Here is a 15529-nt window from a genome sequence, read left to right as displayed (position 1 = left end):
TATCAAATAGATTCCGGGGTTTTACAGTAATTTGGCTTGCTGATTTGAGCCCGGAATCTTTAATTTAAGGATCATATTAAGTAAAATTTAATATGAGTTGACTAACGGTGATGTACCGACTAATCTGATAAATATTTAAAAAGGAGGAAACCTATGCGCTTACTATTAGCAGAAGACGAAGACGATTTGGCTAAAGGATCCAGACTATTCTTGTAATGAACCACTGTTTTGTAAAATTAGCTTTTTACTGTCTAATTAAGAAGTGATATAATTCTACCTTTATAATATAATCAAAGCAAAGTTTAATATGTTAAAATTTATTGGATGTTGCGAGTACATTATGATTATTAATAGGGGAAATTTATGGAAACTAATAAAGATCTTCAATCTGCTTTATTGATTATTATGACCCGTATTTTAATGATGGTTTTTTTACAGTTAATTGCGGTATTTTTATTGTCACGTCTGAATTTAGCCGTATCACATCCACCAACTGCTTTAATTTCATGTTTGGTTCTTTTGGTGGTTAATTTACTGATTTTCATCAATTAAAAGTGAATGGATTTGTAGCCACCCAATCTTTGAAAGATCTTATCTTTCAGCAAGCGACAAAACCACTCTACAAAGAATTCCTATATGGTCTCTTGTGCTTATTAGTCCTTTATCTACCTTTTGTTTTAGCCATCATGGCTGCTATGTGGTTACTCCATGGTGTAGATATGTTTATCGCCTTTGAAACAGATTTTTATAATCCCAATGATGGTCTTTTATTTGAACCCATACTAAGTCTTATTTTAGGCTTTATTGTAAATGTAAGTTTCGCTCCTCTAAATGCCCCAATTGAGAATTTGTTTACCGGGGACCAGTGCAAAGATTATTTATTCAAGCCAAAGGTAAGTGGATTGCCTTAGTTAGTTTATCTTTTCTATTTGCAGTGCAACATTTATTTTTTGCACCTAGCTTGGATGCTATGTTAGTATATTTTTTTGGTTTTTTGTCTGGGGTCTTGATTCTGCACTTCTCGTATTAAAATTTAACCGTCTTTTTCCAGTCATTGTTTGTCATTTTCTGATAAATTTTATTATGACAATACCTTCCTTATTAATACCCATACTGCAATTAATGGGAATGATTGAGATATAAACTTGAAAGGCTCCTACAAAGAAAAATAGGCATAATAAACCTAATATTCTTTATTAAATAAATAACCACCTATCCTAAATTTCTACTGATTTATAAATTATAATCAGAGGAGCTAGGAGATAGGTGGTTATATTTTATTGTTTTATTGGTCGTCTTTATTTGGTTCTATCTTTGGTTTTAAGAATGATTTTTTGTCTGATTTAGTCAAATTTTTCTTATCTCTATTTGTGGAAATTTTATTTTCAAGTTGTCTAAACATGATAAACTGAGAACGACGAATAAGCAGATAAGTTAAACTTAGGATAAAGAGGAATGGAATAACAAAGATAACACCCATTAAACTAGTAAAGAGGGCAATCGCTGCGTACTGGAAGAATCCTTTAAAGATATTGACAAATGGTAACCAGAACGGTAAGCTTTCACTCGAATAATATTTGACTTCTTTTAGGCTTATTGACAAGTTTGAGTAAGCAACTGATTCGTTAGTAGAATCTTGTTGGTTCTCCAAAGCTTTTATTTGATCTTCTAGGCTATTTTTCTCGGCACGTAATGCCTGTTTTTGCTCTAAAGTAATATCCTCGTCTTTGAGGTCTTCTTCAACTTCTTTTAAGCGATTGTTAAGCTCTTCAAGTTGTTCTTCTTGGCTGATCATTTCATTACTCACATCTTGACTATTTAAATTGAAATTAGCCAGTTGATACTTTTCTTTGATTTGATTGAAGAGATCTTGGAACTTGTCTTTAGGAATTTGTGCATTTAAAGTTAATAGATTTCCAACATAGTCACCATTATAGTTATGGTAGTCTGAATAATCTTGCGACACTATAATACCATCTTGATCGGTGACTAATTTTATAATATCTTCGGCGTCTTTATGGAAATTTTTACTTTCTAGACTAGCTGATCCATCATAAGCAACTGATTGTGAATCTTGATAGGCACTGTCATATTCGCTTGTAGAGACTTGAGTTGAATTTCTACCAGTCGAACTATTGATTAAATCATCAATAGGGGTGGAGGTACACGCTGATAATATTAATAAGAGAGGAATAAGCAGGATTAACTTACGTTTCATAGATGGACTCCTTTCGTAATCAAAACAGAATAAGGTCTAAAAATGACAAGCAATTTTTTCGATATTTCTAGCTAGAGTATAGCATGATTTATATTGTTTTGTGAACTTAAACCTCCAGAATATGTCTGAAATTTAAAAAATATGATTAATACTCAAGGTCAAAAAGTATAGGAAGCATATCTTAATTACTTATAATATTTATAATTAAGTATGCTAACAATTTGCGTATCTATATATGTTAAGCTATTTCGAAATTTTAATTGTAAATTAATCAATAATTTACATATTTATTATGATTAAACTGGAAATAAAAGGTAGAGTATGGGTATAAAAGTATAAATTTGACCTGTAAGAGGAGGAAAGATATGGATTTAGATCAATTACGTGATGATATAATTCAGAGCCAAAAGAAAGGCTTACCTTTTATTATGACTTCTGTAGTTATTTGGTTTTTAATTGCTTGTGTTGCAAGTTTAAATATTAGTTTTAATATTAAAAATATTATGGTATTTATCTGTTCATGCCCGTTGATGCCATTAGCTTGGATAATTGGTAAGAAGCTTGGGGTTAATATTTTTGCAGAAGATAATGAATTAGGACAGTTGGGATTTTTATTTACTTTAAATCAGGTAATTTATCTCCTCATTGTAATGTGGGTCCTTAATGCCGTCCCAGAAAAGATGATTATGGTGTATGCGATGGTTTTTGGGGCACATCTATTGCCATACTCTTGGTTGTATAAGTCAAATGCTTACAAAATATTTGCAATAATTATTCCAATTATATCTCTAATACTTGGTATGATTTTTAACGGTTTTGTTGTGGCATCTGTTCTTTGTGTGCTTGAAATTTTTTTGGTCCTGACTTTAAAAAATGAAATGAAAGCATATGAAAAATAAAAGGAAATTAGAAGGAAAGTATTTACCATAATTTCTTTTTTTACCAGCTATAGGATTGACGCGATAAATGTTCTTCATTTTAAGATTGTATTAAAAAAGTGTGTCTGGATAATTCTAGACACACTTTTTGAGTTAATATTTTAAGTAATAATTAATTGGTGTAGTTATTGAAATAACCTTGGATATAGATGATTGGGGTACCTTTATCACCGGAACCTGAGGTTAGGTCACAAAGTGAACCTAGTAAGTCAGTTAATTGACGTGGGGTCGTTCCTTGGGTAGCCATTTGACCAACCAAGTTATCAGCTTTGGCATTGATAGCAGCTTTAATAGCGTCTTTTAGTTCTTGACCTTTTAAATCTTTGAATTCATTATCTGCTAAATATTTAAGTTTCAATTCATTCGGAGTGCCTTCTAAGCCAGAAGTATAACCAGGCGAGACGACTGGATCAGCCAATTCCCAAATTTTACCGACTGGATCTTTAAAAGCACCATCGCCGTAAACCATGACTTCAATGGTCTTACCGGTCCGTTTTTTCAATTCAGCTTGAATGGCTTCGACTAGCGTCTTAGAGTCGCGAGGGAAGAGTTTTAACATATCTTCGGTCGATTTGTTTGAACCTAGGATACCGTATGTTTCGTTATATCCGGATTCATCAACTGGCTGATTCATAATATCGTCAAGCGAACGAACACATTTGGCCCCGCACTTTTGAAGGATTTTCTTAGTCCGTTGGCGAGTATGGATATCACAGTTGATGACATATTCGGTATGGTCTAGGATTGTAAGTGGTGAATTAGAGAAAATAATTTCACATTCTTTGCCTAAATCTTCCACGAGTTCTTTGAAGTAAGCCACATAGTCGACTCCAGTAAATTCATGGGTTTGATAACCAAAATGATGACGATATTCAGCTTCAGTTAAAGTATCTTTCCAAGGGTCTAAACCAGCTTGGTCCATTTGATCAAGTGAGATTAAATGGTTGCCGACTTCATCTGAAGGGAAGGATAATTGTAAGATAATTTTCTTGGCTTGACTCGAAGCAATGGCACGGAGAATAATGGCAAAGCGATTACGGCTCAAGATAGGGAAGAGGACACCTAAATCTTTACCAGCAAAGTCACGGTCTAAATCTTTAGCAACTTGATCAATTGTAACATAATTACCTTGGGTACGAGCCACAACACTTTCAGTTATCGCTAAAACATCTTTACTACCGATGGTAATATCTTCTTCTTGGTAAAAGTCTTCTAATAAGTCAGGAATCATTTGAACTAAGTCATCGCCTTCTTTGAAAATTGGGGCGCGTAAACCTCTAACAACAGTACCTACAATTTTTTCCATAACAATCTCCTTTGTTTTTAAGAATGATACTCTAATATCATAACTTATCTTGTGGTATAAGTGAAATAAGATTATAATAAGTCAGGTATAAGTGGAGGTGATACCAAATTGAATTTAAATCATTATCAGGTATTTGTAACGGTAGCAGAGTGCGGAAATTTTTCTAAAGCAGCCCAAAAATTATTCATGAGTCAGCCAGCGGTTTCTCAAATTATTTCCCAGTTAGAAAGTGAATTAGATTGTCATTTGTTTGTTAGACAAAATCGAGGGGTCGAATTAACTCAAGAAGGTCGAGATTTTTATCAATTAGTAAAGATTGGGCTTGAAAATTTATATCAAGCGCGACATCATATGGAGGAACTCAAGGATCTAAATCACGGTACTTTAAGAATTGCAGGCTCGGATACCATTTCGCGGTATATCTTGCCCAAACGATTGAAAAATTTTTCAAAAATTTATCCAGGCATTCGCATGCAAATTAAAAATGGCACGAGTGGTCAATTACAGGATATGTTAAGTTGGGGGCAGGTGGATGTGGTGCTGGGTTTTGAACCAAAAAATCAAACGATGGTTGATTTTTATCCATTAATGACACTTCATGAGTCTTTCGTGGCGGCTATAGTCTATGCTCAAGTTCTTCCAGAAAAGATTACTGCCCAAAATATAAGTCAAGCTAAGCTAATGATGCTTGATCGAAAGAGTCAAACGCGTCAAGCAATTGATGCACATTTATTGAAACGAGGCATTCGGGTACAGCCGGACATTGAATTAGCTAATTATGAATTATTAGCTGAATTTGCCCGTCAGGGCTTGGGCATGGCCATTTTGGCACGAGAACTAGTGGAAGACTTAGTTATCCTAGAGACTGATATTAAGTTGCCGCAAAGACAGGTAGGATTCTATATTACGAAGAATATGCCCCTCTCTCATGCGGCCAAGGCATTTATGGATTTTGTTTCTCTGAAAGATATGTAATTAATTATTTTAATCTTGGTTCTGAAGGTTAGATAAGATAGACTAGTATCATAGAATACTAATGAAGAGGAGGCGTAGCTATGGACTTACAAGGTGAAACTATACTAAATGAATTAACGGTGACGCGGGTCAAGCATTTCTGTCAAGTTTATCATCCAGCGGATGTGCTAGATGTCTTCGAAAACTTGGAAGATAATCAATTGATTGAAAAGATGGCAATCTTACCAGACGATTATTTAATCGAAATGATTGAATTGGCCGAGGAAGATAGTCAGTCCCGCTTAATTAAGTTACTTTCTGTCGAGCGCGTCTCCCATCTTTTTATGGAAATGTCGCCAGATATTATTGTAGATATCCTAGGTAATCTACCTGTGGGGACCCGAAAACACTATGTAAAATTAATGACCCAGAGTGATCAAGCAGATATTCGGCAGTTGCTTTCTTATGATCCTGAGTCAGCCGGTGGAATTATGACGACGGATTTTATTTCTCTTAAAGATTATTGGACGGTAGATAAAGCCTTCAATAAAATTCGAGAAATTTCTCCCAATAGTGAAGTCATTGATACCTTATTTATCACCTCAAATCACAATCGCTTAGTTGGATATTTACCTATGCGTGATTTATTTCGGGCCGACCTCCAGACAATCCTTGCGGATATTATGAATCGACAAGTCATTACTGTAGAACCACAGATCGACCAAGAAGAAGTTGCTAAGTTATCTTTAAAGTATGATATTAATGTAATTCCAGTGGTAAATCCTCGGCATGTCCTTTTAGGCATTGTGACAGCGGATGATATCTTGGATGTTTTGAATGAAGAACATCAAGAAGATATGTTACGGATGTCAGGGGTTAACGAGGAGGAAGACTTAGACGATTCATTTTGGTCTTCATTAAGCAAAAGACTGCCTTGGTTAACGATAAATCTCTTAACAGCTTTTTTAGCTTCATTTGTAGTCGGCTTATTTGAGTCAACCATCTCCCAGGTTGCTTCGCTAGCTGCTGCGATGACGATTATCACAGGGATGGGTGGTAATTCTGCCTCACAAACTTTAGCTCTAGTGATTCGATGTTTTGAATGAAGAACATCAAGAAGATATGTTACGGATGTCAGGGGTTAACGAGGAGGAAGACTTAGACGATTCATTTTGGTCTTCATTAAGCAAAAGACTGCCTTGGTTAACGATAAATCTCTTAACAGCTTTTTTAGCTTCATTTGTAGTCGGCTTATTTGAGTCAACCATCTCCCAGGTTGCTTCGCTAGCTGCTGCGATGACGATTATCACAGGGATGGGTGGTAATTCTGCCTCACAAACTTTAGCTCTAGTGATTCAAGGAATTGCTTTAGATAAAATTGATATCCACTCCGATCGAAAATACATTTTAAAAGAGTTGGCTATAGGAATTGTTAATGGCTTGATTATTGGCCTAATGGCAGGTGGGGTTTTATATATTTCCTATCACAATATATATTTATCCTTGATCGTTGTCTTAGCCATGATTTTTAATTTATTTAATGGGGCCTTCTTTGGTTATTATATTCCTTTAGTATTGAAAAAAATGAAGCTGGACCCAGCTTTAGCTTCATCAATTTTTATTACGACTGCGACCGATGTCCTTGGATTTTTCGTTTTTCTAAGTTTAGCCAACTTAGTCTTACCTTTATTACAATAAGGAATAAAGCTACATGCTATCTGCTGAGTTTTTCCTAAACTAAAAACACGAACAAAATAATTTAAATTCTAATTAATGTTAATTACTTCTTTGCTTTTTAAAGGTCAGATGCTAAGATAAATACCTTAATTATTGTAGAAAGGTGAGAAGCAATGTCCTATTTTGATGAAAATTATGCCACAATTAAAGCGATAGCGGATGATATTTTTAAGCATCCTGAATTAGGCTATAAAGAATTTAGAACTAAACAAATAGTAATTGATTATATTAGACAAGTTTTTCCAAAGGCAAAGATCCAAGAGTATACTACCACAGGATTAAGAGTTGACCTAGACAACGGAGCGGACCGTACCATGGGAATTTTGGCTGAATTAGATGCATTAATTAACCCAACCCATTTTCAAGCAGATCCTGAGACTAAAGCTTGTCATGCTTGTGGACATTTCTCTCAAGTAGCAATTGCTTTAGATTTGTTCGGTTTTTTAACGAATGAAGATACTTTTAAAAATTTTAATATGAATTTTTCTTTTGTTTTTGTTCCAGCAGAGGAATTTATCGACCTTGATTATCGTCAAAGCTTAATTGATGCGGGCAAAGTGACCTATTCGGGTGGTAAAGCCGAGATGATGAAATTGGGTGCCTTTGATGGTATTGACTTTATGATGGCGACACATTCAATTGGTAATGAACCAGGTGATACGGTTGAAATTAACTGTGATTTAGCAGGTTTTTTACATAAATATTATACCTTTATTGGTAAAGCTGCTCATGCTGGCTTCGATCCTTTTTCAGGTATCAACGCTTATAGTATGTCATCTTTATTTAATGTTGCGTTAGGTATGATGCGTCAACAAATTCGGGAGGATTTATTTGTGCGGATTAATCCCGTGATTGCTAATGGTAATTTTTCTATTAATGTGATTCCTAATCAAGTAACTGTATCAACTGATGTTCGTACGATTGAAGTAGGTTATATGAAAGAAATCGCAGCGCGATTAGATGATGCTGCTGAAGGTAGTTCACAAGCTTTGGGTGGACAACTTAAAACTAAAACCCAGATGGGTTATCTTCCTTTTGTGCAAGATCGATATTTAAATCAGTTTGTTCAGCAAGTGTTTGACGAACAGACTTCAATTAAAAAAATGATTAATGATCGTGGTGCAATTGCTGCTGCAGGTGATATTGGTGATTTGTCCTATATTATGCCTTGTATTCAGATATCTTATGGTGGTTTTCAAGGTGATATTCATGGTGATAACTTCTGTATGGTTAATCCTGAGTTTGTTCTAAAGGATTTTCCTGAATTTTTAAGTAAAGTGATTGAAAGATTGGATGAAAAAGTTGAAAAAAATCAACTCTACCATCGACCTTTCATTGACTACGCGAAATATATTGATGAGATAATTAAAAAGGAGACCATAAATGAAGAATAAATTTTACCAACTATTATTATTAATTATATTCGCCTTGATTATTGTTTTTGCCGCTGAAATAATTGGTTTTCAACAAATTAACTTAGGTAGCATTAACGTATCCGTGTTACCCTTGGTGTTTTCCGTACTCTTCGCCATGGTTTTTGCTATTCCAGTATGGCGTAAAGGGTTACTAAAAGTAATTTATTCCGATAATAACGTTGAATTTGCTGCCAAAAATCTATTGTATATTATGTTACCTTTAATGGCATACTATGGTGCAAGTGTGGCACCAAAGATTGGTGAGATTCTTTCGGTTGGTTGGGTTTTCTTATTTCAAGAATTAGGTAATTTAGGTACTGTTCTTATAGGTTTACCCGTTGCAATCCTTCTTGGTTTGCGACGGGAAGCAATCGGTGCAACTTTGGGGCTGGGCCGTGAAGGTGAATTAGCTTATATCACTGAAAAATATACATTAGAATCAGCAGAAGGGCGTGGAGTTCTTTCCGTTTATTTGATTGGCACCTTATTTGGCTCAATTTTCTTTTCAATCTTTGCCCCAATTATATTAAATTTTGGTTTTGATGTGCGTGCATTGGGGATGGCTTCTGGAATGGGGTCAGCATCAATGATGACTGCTGCTTCATCGGCTGTGGCTGCTTTGAAACCAGAATCAGCAGAAACAATTTTGGCATATGCATCGGCTAGTCAATTATTAACCAGTTTCTTAGGTACATATACAATGGTTTTCTTAGCTATTCCGTTACAACGCTTTATGTATAATTTACTAACAAAAGGGGATAATTATGACCATGGAAAATAAATCGAATAAAGGTTTACACCCGTATTTACAAATTGCTTTAGTTATTTTACTTAGCTTGGCTTTTATCTTATTTACACAACAAGTAAAGTTATGGAAGGATCCAAATTCTCAACCGATTACCAGCTCTACATTTCTAGGTTTAGGGTTTTTAGGATTATTTAGTATTTTGGGAGTGTTAATTAAGGATTTGACTAATAAAATAAACATAAATTTTGTAAGAAATTTTCCAGTATTAGGATGGGTATCGATAGTTTCTATCATTTGTTGTTTACTGAGTCCTTTTGTTGTTGAATCTATTTTAGCTGTAAATTTTCTGTCAATTACGACACCTATCTTGGCTTTTGCTGGAGTATCAGTAGCAAATCAGCTAGTTGATTTATCAAAGTCTACTTGGAAAATTATTATCATCTCAATATTTGTATTTACAGGCACTTATGTTGGGAGTGCATTAGTTGCTCAGTTGGCCTTATTTTTAAGTGGTAAATTATAGTGAAAGTATTTATGTAGTATAAAAATAATAGTTTCATTTTTGCAAAAGTCTGGTCTTAATAATTAGACCAGACTTTTTAAAAAAATAGCGTTTAGAGTTGAGTTTAATTTAAGTATTAGCTATTCTAAGAACAAGCAAGAAAAGATTAAACTATTAATAATGAAAAGAGGCAGCCCATGGAATTTTTTAATCGTTTTTATCTAGATTCTGAAAAGGACATTATCATTGACTTGTACCGCGACCATGATCAAATGACCTACGTGCTGCGGACCCCTAATCATAAAACAGGTAACTTAATTACTAATCTGGCTGAACTCTGTCACTTGCCATTATCCTTTGATGCCAAGGGTTTGAAGATTATTGAAGGTCAAGTACCAGCGTATGTCAATGCTCATAATGAACTTGTTTATATTTTACGGTTAGCAAATATCAAGATAGCAAATATATACCCTGATGGGCGTATTGACCAAAAGGCCAGTATTTTGGCGATTGCCAAGACCTTGATGTCTCAGACCAAGGACTATAAGTTATCAGCTAATGAGACCATCATTAAATCCTATGTTTTACAGGATACTAAGTTCAAGACTGACTTGCATACTCATATGAATGCGAATCTTTCCGCCGATGTCTTAATGGCTCTGGGAATTAAGCACCAATTACGTTACCCTTTATATTATGTGAAAAAATTAAAGTTAAAGCTGAGCCCGCACCAAGCTCAAGCAATTGAAGAAGCCCGGACACAAGTCGCCCAACAATTTAAAGACTCTACACTGGAAAGTAAACAGCTGACCCGTAAAATTGACGATAACACCTTTATTAATTTTGCTGATTTAATTTTAAATAACTTAGATCAAGCCGAATATAATATTCCTAGAATCCGAGCATCCTTAGCTGTATTAAAGGATGGGCAAGCGGTCTTTACCAATCTTGAAAAAGTCTATTTATACCGCTATGTCTTTGCAAAAGGCCAAGCCAGCCAAAATCCGATTGCCTTAGATCACTGGCAAGAAATTCCCGACCCGGATATGGTGGAAGCCTTAGCCCAGATGTTAGCAGATTTGGCGAATCCGGCTTATCAATCCTTTACTCTCTTTCAAGACTGCTTATTATGGATTTGCCGGACTTACCAAGAAAAGGGTATTACTTATGTCGAAATGGCTGATACTACTTTAGTAAAGAAGGCTGAAGCAGCCCAACGACTCCAAGAAATCCATGATTGCCTGCCAGCTATTCTAGCTGAAACAGGTGTCCGCCTACGTTTTTTAGCAGCTTTACGGCGGATTGCGCTCACCATTGTTAAAGACCAAATTCCTAAGGAAAACTATTTCACGGAAAACCTCCAAGTATTGAAGGCAGTGGCAGACGATCCCTATATAGCGGGCTGTGATATTGTCGGGGAAGAAATTAATGATATTCGTGAATTAAAACCTGTCATTAAAGAACTGGTTAAGATTAGTAAAACCTATCCAAATTTTGTTATTCGGATCCATGCTGGTGAAAATGATAGCCTGCCGGATAATGTGGGCCATAGTATTGATGCGGTGCAGGCAGGTTTAGAACTTGATGAGAATTTTCCTCCTGTTCGGATTGGTCATGGCTTACATACTGCTAAATTAAGTTCCAAAAAAGGCCAAAACTTAATGAATAAAATTCGTGATAATGGTGTGGTTTTAGAATTTCAACTATCCTCCAATGTACGATTGAATAATTTAAATAATTTAAAACATCATCCTTTGAAAACCTACCTAGAAAATGGGATCGCTTGCGTCCAAGGAACGGATGGAGGTGCAATCTATGGTACAGATTCTCTTGATGAACAATTAGCTCTTCAATATCTTTTAGATTTAAATTATGACCAAATGCATGCGATGTGTCAGGTTGAAAATCGATTGATTGCAGCAGCAGTCAAAGATTTCACAGAGAAATCGATTAAATTTAAACAGGAAAAAGGCAAAATCAGTGTAGCCACATATTTGCAAGATAGAATAGAGGGAAACAGCCATCTTTATCGTAAGATTTTGGCTGGGGAAGAAAAATATGATAGTCATCAGATTTTTGCAGACCACATCAGTGGTTTGCCGCAAGATAAAATTCCTTTAGTCTTACTTGGAGGTAGTTTTAATAATTTACGTCACCAAACTCGAATGACTCAAGCTGGGAAAGATACAATAGATGGCTTATTAGCTCAAGCAGATCCTAGTCGTGTTTTTTTCGTCATTGGCCATGCAGATAAAGCTTATGAACATTATCTACTCGAAGCCAATCAAGGACGTTTTGAAATTTATGCCATGATTCCGGCTGCGGTCACAGTTAAGGAAAAAACTGCCATTGAAACCTTGAATTTACCGATTCGGATAGCTTTGGATCCAACTCCGATGGGTGTTTATAAGAGTTTTGCCTATGATATTTTCAAACGACGTCAATCGATTATCTTGGCTTTTGATGGCAATGCCTCAGCTATGAACTTAATTCAGGAAGCCAAGAATGCCCGTTATAAGAGTCGGACTTTTATTAATCGACGGTCAGCACCCTTACGGATGAAAGCAAAATCCTTAGAAGGTTATATCACTTTCTTTGAAGATGCTACCATTGTTCCAGAAATCTTAGACTATGCAGATCGTTACTTTAAAGTCATTGACGATTTAGACCAACAAATCTATGTGCGGGCCATTGACCGCCTCTAACTCAAGTACAGTAAAAAGACCAGTCCTAGAATTTTCAAGGAACTAGTATCCTCACGGTAACTCATGATAGCAAGGTCGCCCAACGCTGTGACCGCATCTTATATCTTTTAGATGGAAAATTACATGGTCAATTAGTTCTAGGCAAATGGCAAGAAGCTAACTAAAGCAATCGAGAAAAACTAGTCAGTGATTGGTTGACACAGATGGTTTGGTAATTGTCTACTTCACATTGACAGCATTGCTTATATTTGTTAACCTAAGAAACATAGAAAAAGGGAATGAAGTTCTCCCTGGCATTAGCCAAACCGCTTGTTAAGCTGATGACTTCTGCAACTTATTTAGTGTGCAGAGACATCAGCTTTTTCTGCGCTAGAAAGGAAAAAATAAATGGATTTCTTTTTATGTTTAGCCATCGTTTTAGTCGTTGGTGGGGGCGCGGGTTATCTTTTTACCAAGTTACGTTTACCAGCATTGCTCGCTTATATGTTGTTGGGTATTGTCTTAGGCTCTTTGGGCTTGATGAATCCGCAAATCTTAGCAGTTTCAGGTGAGCTTCGTAAGATCACCTTGATTATCATTTTACTAAAGGCAGGTTTATCATTGGATTTGGAGGACCTGAAGAAAGTAGGGCGGCCTGCCTTATTAATGTCTTTTCTGCCTTGTTGTATCGAAATGATCACCATTGGGATTGTTAGCCATTTTCTACTGGGCCTTTCGTTTGTTGAAGGGTTCTTGTTAGGGGCAGTACTGGGGGCTGTATCCCCAGCAGTCGTTGTGCCACGGACCTCTCGTTTAATGGATGAAGGTATTGGTACTGACCAAGGGATTCCCCAAATGATAACGGCTGCTTCTTCGATGGATGATATTGTTATGATTGTCTTTTATACATCCTTCCTCACAATTGAGGGCGGGGGTGCTATGAAATTATCTAGTTTTATGACGATTCCGGTTTCAATTATCACGGGAATCCTTGGAGGCATTGTGGTTGGATTAATTTTTGCCTATCTATTTGACCATGTTCATCTAAGAGATTCTATGAAATTAATTATTTTATTAGGAACTAGCTTTTTCTTAGTCTATTTAGAAAACTATTTACAAGATTTCATTGCTTATTCAAGTCTTTTATCCGTGATTGCCATGGGGATGACCTTATTCTTTAAAACCCAAGTTCGCGCCACCCGCTTGAAAGCCAAGTGTGATCGGCTATGGGTAGTCAGTGAAATCTTCCTTTTTACTTTGGTGGGGGCGTCAATTCAAATTAATTATGCTTTAGAAGTACTAGGTCTTGCTCTAGTTACAATTATTATTGGTTTGATTTTTAGAAATATCGGGGTCCAATTGGCGATTATGGGGACCCAATTAGACCAAAAGGAGCGAACCTTTATGTCAATTGCTTATTTACCTAAGGCAACGGTGCAAGCGGCTATTGGTGGCGGGCTATTAGACTTAGGGAATCAATTAAATAACCCAGCTATTATTAATGCCGGCATTATCGTTTTATCGGTGGCAGTGGTAGCTATTCTATTTACCGCACCATTAGGGGCTATCTTGATGGATTTGACTTATAAAGGCTTGTTGAAAGCTAGTAAAAGTTAGGCTAATTAAAATGGCATACTCTTAAGAATTTCTAAGCAGACTCAAGTTTTAAGCTTGAGTTTGCTTTTTTGCTTGGTTTTAAAATTAGCTTTAAACTAGTCAGATAGTTCGCTGCTTGTTAAAATACAAGAAAAGGAAAGAAGGCGATATAATTGATTGAAAAACCAAATCGTAAGTTAAGCCAAGCCGAAGCTAAGCGTTGGCATCACTATGAGAAATTAACTAAAGAGTTACAAAGTCAAGGCTATCAGGATAAAGTCATACTGATTGATGTTAAAATGGCCAACATTTTAGCCGCTTTGTTTTCAATCCTTCTAATTGTGGTGGTCGCTAGTCTTTATCTGTGGTTATATCCCATTAGAGAACTTGATATTACTTTTAATTTTCTTGATAGTTTAATCTTTATCATTCTGGTCCTAGCTCTCACCATTTTTCATGAACTGGTGCATGGGTCCACTTGGGCACTTTTTAGCCCTCGTGGTTGGTCTGATATTGAATTTGGGTTTATCTGGAAGTATTTGACGCCATACTGTAGCTGTAAAGCACCCTTAACTAAGCGGGCCTATATCATTGGGGGGTAATGCCTTTATTTATTGTAGGACTCATTCCAATCATTATCGGCCTTATGCATGGTTCTATCTTAATATCTCTTTTGGGAACGGTTATGACAGCAGGAGCGGTTGGAGATTTAATGATTGTCGCTAAAATTCTTGGTTATAAAAGTTCGAGGACAAAGCAATTGATTTTAGATCATCCAACCGAAGGCGGGTGTATAATTTTTGAAAAAGGTTAATGAGTCACTATACCTACTTGTAAAGTAAGCAATAAGTTTACTATTTTTTCAGAACACGCATTAATCAAAAAAATGATAATATCAAGCTCTACTTGGACTCGACTAACGGTAGAGTGGGGTCAACCAAGGGATGGTTGAGTTTATCAGAGAAAGAGAGTATGCTTTTCCTAAAAAGAAGAGGAGGGAATGGAATGAAAGATGATAGTTTGGGTCGGTTAATTGCTAACCGGCGAAAAGAATTAGGCATGACTCAGTTGGACTTAGCTAGACGTATGGGGGTGACAGACAAGGCGGTTTCTAAATGGGAACGTGATTTGTCCTTTCCAGACTTATCATCAATACCTAACTTAGCTGAAACCTTAGAATATTCTTTGGAAGATCTGATGCAAGTTAAAGAAAAAACTGGAAAACCACAAAAAGTAGCTGAAAAACCAATTATTACTTTAATTTTAACTGTGGTGCCTCTTGCTTTAGGTGTGGCTGTTTTGGTTCTCTCAATCTTAAATCAACTAGATTTGCAAGATGGATTTCTTTTTATGAGTATTGGTCTTATTTGTTTGTCACTTAAATCACTGCTGACAATAAAAAAAGAAGATTTTAATGGATGAGGGGAAAAT

The 15529-nt window shown here is 35.9% G+C and carries 16 protein-coding genes, 1 pseudogene and 1 riboswitch; of the genes and pseudogenes, 15 read left to right on the top strand and 2 right to left on the bottom strand.

Features of this window, described 5'->3' with window-relative positions; genetic code table 11:
• Positions 1-363: 363 nt before the first annotated feature.
• The 3 genes from G396_RS0108860 to G396_RS12175 are packed head-to-tail and all read left to right on the top strand — an operon-like array spanning position 364 to position 1030.
• Positions 364-552 (top strand): hypothetical protein, encoded by a 189-nt coding sequence (locus tag G396_RS0108860; RefSeq protein ID WP_028125754.1) that lies wholly within the window; start codon positions 364-366, stop codon positions 550-552.
• Positions 553-581: 29 nt separating this feature from the next.
• Positions 582-911, top strand: coding sequence for a hypothetical protein (locus G396_RS0108855; RefSeq protein WP_155857451.1), 330 nt, complete (start codon positions 582-584; stop codon positions 909-911).
• Positions 866-1030, top strand: coding sequence for a hypothetical protein (locus tag G396_RS12175; protein WP_428829645.1), 165 nt, complete (start codon positions 866-868; stop codon positions 1028-1030). The genes G396_RS0108855 and G396_RS12175 overlap by 46 nt, the downstream gene beginning before the upstream one ends.
• A 255-nt stretch (positions 1031-1285) precedes the next feature.
• On the opposite strand, the gene G396_RS0108850 is transcribed toward G396_RS12175, so the two are convergent.
• A complete protein-coding gene (locus G396_RS0108850; protein ID WP_028125752.1) occupies positions 1286-2218 on the bottom strand; it encodes a DUF4349 domain-containing protein in 933 nt (310 codons plus the stop codon).
• Positions 2219-2583: 365 nt separating this feature from the next.
• Between G396_RS0108850 and G396_RS0108845 the strand changes: the two genes are divergently transcribed.
• The gene (locus tag G396_RS0108845; protein WP_028125751.1) at positions 2584-3117 is read left to right on the top strand and encodes a DUF7010 family protein; all 534 of its coding nucleotides are present in this window, start codon (positions 2584-2586) and stop codon (positions 3115-3117) included.
• A gap of 151 nt (positions 3118-3268) precedes the next feature.
• Here the strand turns inward: G396_RS0108845 and G396_RS0108840 are convergent, their stop codons facing one another.
• The gene (locus tag G396_RS0108840) at positions 3269-4462 is read right to left on the bottom strand and encodes a coenzyme F420-0:L-glutamate ligase (protein ID WP_028125750.1); all 1194 of its coding nucleotides are present in this window, start codon (positions 4460-4462) and stop codon (positions 3269-3271) included.
• Between the two features lie 108 nt (positions 4463-4570).
• On the opposite strand from G396_RS0108840, the gene G396_RS0108835 reads away from it, so the two are divergent.
• The 11 genes and pseudogenes from G396_RS0108835 (at position 4571) to G396_RS0108785 (ending at position 15520) form a co-directional block, all read left to right on the top strand.
• Positions 4571-5437 (top strand): LysR family transcriptional regulator, encoded by an 867-nt coding sequence (locus G396_RS0108835; protein ID WP_028125749.1) that lies wholly within the window; start codon positions 4571-4573, stop codon positions 5435-5437.
• Positions 5438-5517: 80 nt separating this feature from the next.
• Positions 5518-6522 (top strand): magnesium transporter, encoded by a 1005-nt coding sequence (gene mgtE / locus G396_RS10690; protein WP_248623931.1) that lies wholly within the window; start codon positions 5518-5520, stop codon positions 6520-6522.
• Positions 6509-7114, top strand: a pseudogene (locus tag G396_RS0108825) (magnesium transporter); the annotation flags it as partial. The gene mgtE and the pseudogene G396_RS0108825, both read left to right, overlap by 14 nt.
• Before the next feature lie 152 nt (positions 7115-7266).
• On the top strand, positions 7267-8547 hold the full coding sequence (locus tag G396_RS0108820) for a M20/M25/M40 family metallo-hydrolase (RefSeq protein WP_028125747.1): 1281 nt from the start codon (positions 7267-7269) through the stop codon (positions 8545-8547).
• Positions 8537-9349: a DUF3100 domain-containing protein gene (locus tag G396_RS0108815; protein WP_028125746.1), complete on the top strand. Its 813-nt coding sequence runs from the start codon at positions 8537-8539 to the stop codon at positions 9347-9349. Before G396_RS0108820 ends, G396_RS0108815 begins: the two co-directional genes overlap by 11 nt.
• Positions 9339-9839 (top strand): hypothetical protein, encoded by a 501-nt coding sequence (locus G396_RS0108810; RefSeq protein ID WP_028125745.1) that lies wholly within the window; start codon positions 9339-9341, stop codon positions 9837-9839. The genes G396_RS0108815 and G396_RS0108810 overlap by 11 nt, the downstream gene beginning before the upstream one ends.
• A 176-nt stretch (positions 9840-10015) precedes the next feature.
• Positions 10016-12523 (top strand): amidohydrolase family protein, encoded by a 2508-nt coding sequence (locus tag G396_RS0108805; RefSeq protein ID WP_028125744.1) that lies wholly within the window; start codon positions 10016-10018, stop codon positions 12521-12523.
• Positions 12524-12788: 265 nt separating this feature from the next.
• Positions 12789-12860, top strand: a riboswitch (Fluoride riboswitch).
• A gap of 50 nt (positions 12861-12910) precedes the next feature.
• A complete protein-coding gene (locus tag G396_RS0108800) occupies positions 12911-14119 on the top strand; it encodes a cation:proton antiporter (protein WP_028125743.1) in 1209 nt (402 codons plus the stop codon).
• Positions 14120-14271: 152 nt separating this feature from the next.
• Positions 14272-14700: a DUF3267 domain-containing protein gene (locus G396_RS12195; RefSeq protein ID WP_006417440.1), complete on the top strand. Its 429-nt coding sequence runs from the start codon at positions 14272-14274 to the stop codon at positions 14698-14700.
• Positions 14700-14912, top strand: coding sequence for a metalloprotease family protein (locus G396_RS12190; protein WP_006417564.1), 213 nt, complete (start codon positions 14700-14702; stop codon positions 14910-14912). Before G396_RS12195 ends, G396_RS12190 begins: the two co-directional genes overlap by 1 nt.
• A gap of 191 nt (positions 14913-15103) precedes the next feature.
• Positions 15104-15520 (top strand): helix-turn-helix domain-containing protein, encoded by a 417-nt coding sequence (locus G396_RS0108785; protein ID WP_028125742.1) that lies wholly within the window; start codon positions 15104-15106, stop codon positions 15518-15520.
• Positions 15521-15529: the final 9 nt, after the last annotated feature.

Source organism: Eremococcus coleocola DSM 15696 (assembly GCF_000428865.1).
Classification (GTDB): Bacteria; Bacillota; Bacilli; order Lactobacillales; family Aerococcaceae; genus Eremococcus; species Eremococcus coleocola.
This window is presented reverse-complemented; position numbering and strand designations above follow the sequence as displayed.

Coding starts and splice junctions, on each gene's coding strand:
- G396_RS0108810 (WP_028125745.1), top strand. CDS start 9,339: ATGGAAAATAAATCGAATAAAGGTTTACACCCGTATTTACAAATTGCT.
- G396_RS0108805 (WP_028125744.1), top strand. CDS start 10,016: ATGGAATTTTTTAATCGTTTTTATCTAGATTCTGAAAAGGACATTATC.
- mgtE (WP_248623931.1), top strand. CDS start 5,518: ATGGACTTACAAGGTGAAACTATACTAAATGAATTAACGGTGACGCGG.
- G396_RS0108800 (WP_028125743.1), top strand. CDS start 12,911: ATGGATTTCTTTTTATGTTTAGCCATCGTTTTAGTCGTTGGTGGGGGC.
- G396_RS0108850 (WP_028125752.1), bottom strand. CDS start 2,218: ATGAAACGTAAGTTAATCCTGCTTATTCCTCTCTTATTAATATTATCA.
- G396_RS0108815 (WP_028125746.1), top strand. CDS start 8,537: ATGAAGAATAAATTTTACCAACTATTATTATTAATTATATTCGCCTTG.
- G396_RS12190 (WP_006417564.1), top strand. CDS start 14,700: ATGCCTTTATTTATTGTAGGACTCATTCCAATCATTATCGGCCTTATG.
- G396_RS0108840 (WP_028125750.1), bottom strand. CDS start 4,462: ATGGAAAAAATTGTAGGTACTGTTGTTAGAGGTTTACGCGCCCCAATT.
- G396_RS0108860 (WP_028125754.1), top strand. CDS start 364: ATGGAAACTAATAAAGATCTTCAATCTGCTTTATTGATTATTATGACC.
- G396_RS0108820 (WP_028125747.1), top strand. CDS start 7,267: ATGTCCTATTTTGATGAAAATTATGCCACAATTAAAGCGATAGCGGAT.
- G396_RS0108845 (WP_028125751.1), top strand. CDS start 2,584: ATGGATTTAGATCAATTACGTGATGATATAATTCAGAGCCAAAAGAAA.
- G396_RS0108785 (WP_028125742.1), top strand. CDS start 15,104: ATGAAAGATGATAGTTTGGGTCGGTTAATTGCTAACCGGCGAAAAGAA.